The sequence below is a fragment of the Streptomyces sp. PA03-6a genome (assembly GCF_033792765.1).
Taxonomy (GTDB): Bacteria; Actinomycetota; Actinomycetes; order Streptomycetales; family Streptomycetaceae; genus Actinacidiphila.
This window is the reverse complement of record NZ_JARAVK010000479.1, coordinates 1-3296: the sequence shown is the minus strand read 5'-3', so window position 1 is coordinate 3296 and position 3296 is coordinate 1. Positions and strand designations below refer to the sequence as shown.

At 77.5% G+C, this 3296-nt stretch carries 5 protein-coding genes; 2 read left to right on the top strand and 3 right to left on the bottom strand.

The genetic code is table 11. From position 1 onward, the window contains the following. A partial coding sequence (locus tag PV350_RS45735; RefSeq protein WP_500339209.1) for a DMT family transporter occupies nucleotides 1-915 on the top strand: 915 nt, incomplete at its 5' end. Nucleotides 916-959: 44 nt separating this feature from the next. Here the strand turns inward: PV350_RS45735 and PV350_RS45730 are convergent. Both PV350_RS45730 and PV350_RS45725 read right to left on the bottom strand, forming a co-directional pair. Next, a complete protein-coding gene (locus PV350_RS45730; RefSeq protein ID WP_499510310.1) occupies nucleotides 960-1139 on the bottom strand; it encodes a hypothetical protein in 180 nt (59 codons plus the stop codon). A 38-nt stretch (nucleotides 1140-1177) separates the two neighbouring features. Further along, a complete protein-coding gene (locus tag PV350_RS45725) occupies nucleotides 1178-1867 on the bottom strand; it encodes a hypothetical protein (RefSeq protein WP_500339208.1) in 690 nt (229 codons plus the stop codon). A 90-nt stretch (nucleotides 1868-1957) separates the two neighbouring features. Between PV350_RS45725 and PV350_RS45720 the strand changes: the two genes are divergently transcribed. Next, the gene (locus PV350_RS45720) at nucleotides 1958-2953 is read left to right on the top strand and encodes a DNA polymerase Y family protein (protein WP_499510308.1); all 996 of its coding nucleotides are present in this window, start codon (nucleotides 1958-1960) and stop codon (nucleotides 2951-2953) included. On the opposite strand, the gene PV350_RS45715 is transcribed toward PV350_RS45720, so the two are convergent. Further along, a complete protein-coding gene (locus PV350_RS45715) occupies nucleotides 2926-3138 on the bottom strand; it encodes a hypothetical protein (protein WP_500339207.1) in 213 nt (70 codons plus the stop codon). The two genes, PV350_RS45720 and PV350_RS45715, sit on opposite strands and share 28 nt — an antisense overlap. Nucleotides 3139-3296: the final 158 nt, after the last annotated feature.

Sequence of the window (3296 nt, the reverse complement as noted above, 5' to 3'; positions counted from 1 at the left end):
GGCGGGCGCGAAGGACGCGGCGCCGCCGCCCCCAGGCCGCGGTTCGTCCAGGGCGCGCTGCCGATCCTCGCCGCCGCCCTGCTGTGGGGCACCACCGGCACCGCCGCGTCCTTCGCGCCCGCCGGCGCCCCGCCCGCCGCGGTCGGCGGTGCCGGGCTCACCCTCGGCGGGCTCCTGCTCCTGGCCGGCGCCAGGGGAGCGCGGACCCTGCTGCGCACCGCGGGGCGTGGCGGAGGAGCCCTGCTCGCCGTCGGCGCCCTCGCCGTCGCCGGATACCCGCTCTCCTTCTACCCGGCGGTCTCCCGTACCGGGGTCGCCGTGGCCACCGTCATCGCCCTGGGCAGCGCGCCCGTCTTCACCGGGCTGCTGGCCTGGGCGGTGGGCCTGCACCGCCCGAGCCGCCGGTGGGCCGCCGCGACGGCCGTGGCCGTCCTCGGCTGCGGGCTGCTGGTGCTCGGCGGCGCGGACGCCGGTCCCGCCGCGCGCACGGACGCCGCGGGGGTGGCACTGGCGGCCCTGGCCGGGCTCTCGTACGCGGTGTACTCCCTGGTCGGCGGGCACTTCATCGGACGCGGGCAGGCGCCGGGCGCCGTGATGGGAGTGCTCTTCGGCTCCGCCGGTCTGCTGACCCTCCCGGTGGTGCTCGCCGCGGGCGTGGTGTGGCTCGGCACGCCGCGCGGCGCCGGGGTGGTCCTGCACCTCGCGGTGCTGACGACCTTCCTGGCCTACCGGCTGTTCGGGCGCGGACTGCGGCACACACCGGCCTCGGCCGCGACCACGCTCACCCTCGCCGAGCCCGCCGTGGCCGCCCTGCTCGGGGTGGCCGTCCTCGGGGAGCGGCCCACGCCGCTGTCCTGGGCGGGGCTGGCCGTCCTCGTCCTGGCCCTGGCGGTGCTGTCCCGCAGGGATCGCTGACGGACGGACGGACGGACGCCCGGACGGCACGTGCCCGCCCCGGCTCACTGGGGCGGGATGTCGTCCATGCGCTCGCCCTCCGCCTGGGAGGGGGTCGTCCGGGGCACGTCCGGGTGGATCTCCATCGTGCTTCGCTCGGCGTCGTCGTAGATCCGTTCGCCCTCCGCCTGGGAGGGGGTCTCGGCGTAGAGGTACGGATCGGCGTCCGAGGACGTGGACTTCATGGCGGACCTCCTGGGGTCGCTGCCTCCATCCTGCTCCCTCAGGCCCGGCGGGGCGAGACCAGGAGGAACGCCCGCCGCCGCCGGTCGTGGTGGAGGGTGCACTGCCAGCCGTACGCCTCCAGGACGGCCTGGCACCGGGCCAGCTCGGCCTCGGCGGTGCCGGGGGCGTCCCCGGCGGGGGAGTGCCAGGAGACCTCGGCGACCCCGCTCTGGGCGGCGGGCGCGACGGCGTAGCCGGCGACCGGGGGACGCCCGGCGCTGCCGCGCGCGGACGGTGGCCTCCCGGCCGCCTCCAGGGCCAGGGCCACCGCGTGGACGTGGCGCTCGCGTTCCCAGGGCGCGGGCCGCGTGGTGTCGCCGTCCTGCAGGACGCGGCGGATCTCCAGCAACCCCGACCAGGCCGATGCGACCTCGGCGGCGCGACCGGGGGCGGCGGCTCCCGTGCCGTGCCCGTCGTCGGCCGCGAAGCCGCGCTCGGCGGGCTCCTGGCGAGGTTCCGGCTCCGTCCCGGGCGTCGCCCCGTCCTGCGGGTGGGGGAGCTCCACGCGGGCCAGTTCCGAGCGCACCCGGCGGCCCTCCTGGGTGAGGTACCAGCCGCCGGTGCGGCCGTACCGCACGGCGAGGCCCTGCCTGGCCAGCGCCGCGCAGGTCGGTTCGCGTGCGCCCAACTGCCCGGTGTTGGCGTCGGACTCCAGCAGGGCTCGGCGCTGTACGGCGGTCAGGGTCATGCGACGACCCTATGAGCCGGACGCGGGGACCCGGAATGCCCTACACTCGAATTCGAGCAGTTGTTCGAACGAGGTGGAGGCGGGCAGACCATGGTCGAGGCCGAGCCGCACCAGGACCCCGGGCCCTGCGTGCTCTACATCCGCTGCGGCGGGACCGACCCGGCGACGCTCGCGGCGCTGGCCGGGCTCGTCGGCCAGTTCACCCCCGTCGTCCGCGCCGAGCCGCCGGACGCGGTCGTGGCCGACGTGCGCTCCGCGGTGAGCTTCTACGGGCTGCTGCCCGAGCAGCTCGCCCTCATGATCAGCACCCGGGCCTCCGCCCTGTACGACGTGGGCCTCACGATCGGCGTCGCCGGGAGCCGCACGGTCGCCGCCATGGCCGCGTACGACGTCCTGGTCGGCCGGATCCGGGCCGTCGACTCCGACCCGCGGGCCGTCGCCGGCTTCCTGCGCGCCAAGCCGGTCGCGGCGCTCCCCGGGATCACCGCGGAGGCCGTCCGTGCACTGGTCGCGGCCGGGCTGGACACCGTCGGCAGGGTCGCCGCCGCGCCGCTGCCCGACGTCCAGGCGATCCTCGGCGCCGCTCCCGGACGCGGCGTGTGGGAACGCGCGCACGGTCTCGACCCCGCCCCGATCACCCCCGAGCACCCGCCCGGCTCGCTCGCCGCCGACCGCCTGTTCACCGCCGACGCCACCGACCGGGGCGCGCTGAGCCGGGCCGTCCTCGAACTCGGGCTCGGTCTCGGCGACCGGCTGCGCAGCACCGGCCGCACCGCCACCGGCCTCACCCTGACCGTGCGGCTCGCCGGCGGCTCGTCCGTCAGCCGCAGCCGCACCCTGCCGGAGCCCACCTCCGACCCCGGTGAACTCGCCGAGGCCGCCTACGCCATGCACGAGGCCCTCGGCCCGCACGGCGACCCCGTGCGCGCGGTGGCCCTGCGGGCCGAGGGGCTGTCCGCCGCCGACCCGCGGCGGTCCCCTCCCGTGCCGGTGGGGGCGGTCCGGGGCCGGGCCGTGCTGCCGTCGACCTTCGCCGATCCGCCCGCGCCGGGCCCCGCTCAGGAGGAGCGCCGGCTGTCCTCGTGAAGCGCCTCCAGCACGGCGGCCATCACCTCCGTGCCGTCCAGCGGACGCGGCAGCGGGCCGCGCCGGGCCCGCGCCATGTCCGCGAAGCACGCGTCGCACACGGCGAGCGGGAGGTGGCGGATGCCGCAGTCGCGGACGGTGTCGTCCTCCCGCCCGCAGACATCGCACCCCGAGGATGTCGCCATGTGTTCGATGGTGCCCCGTCCCGGCGTTTCGCGACAGGGCGCGACCGATTGGCGACGTGCCGTCAGCAACCCGTCGGCCGTGGGTACTTGAGCTGGCCCGGGACTGCGCCGTGATCATGGGCGGGGCGCCGGTTGCGAGGTGGGAGGGACGGGATGAG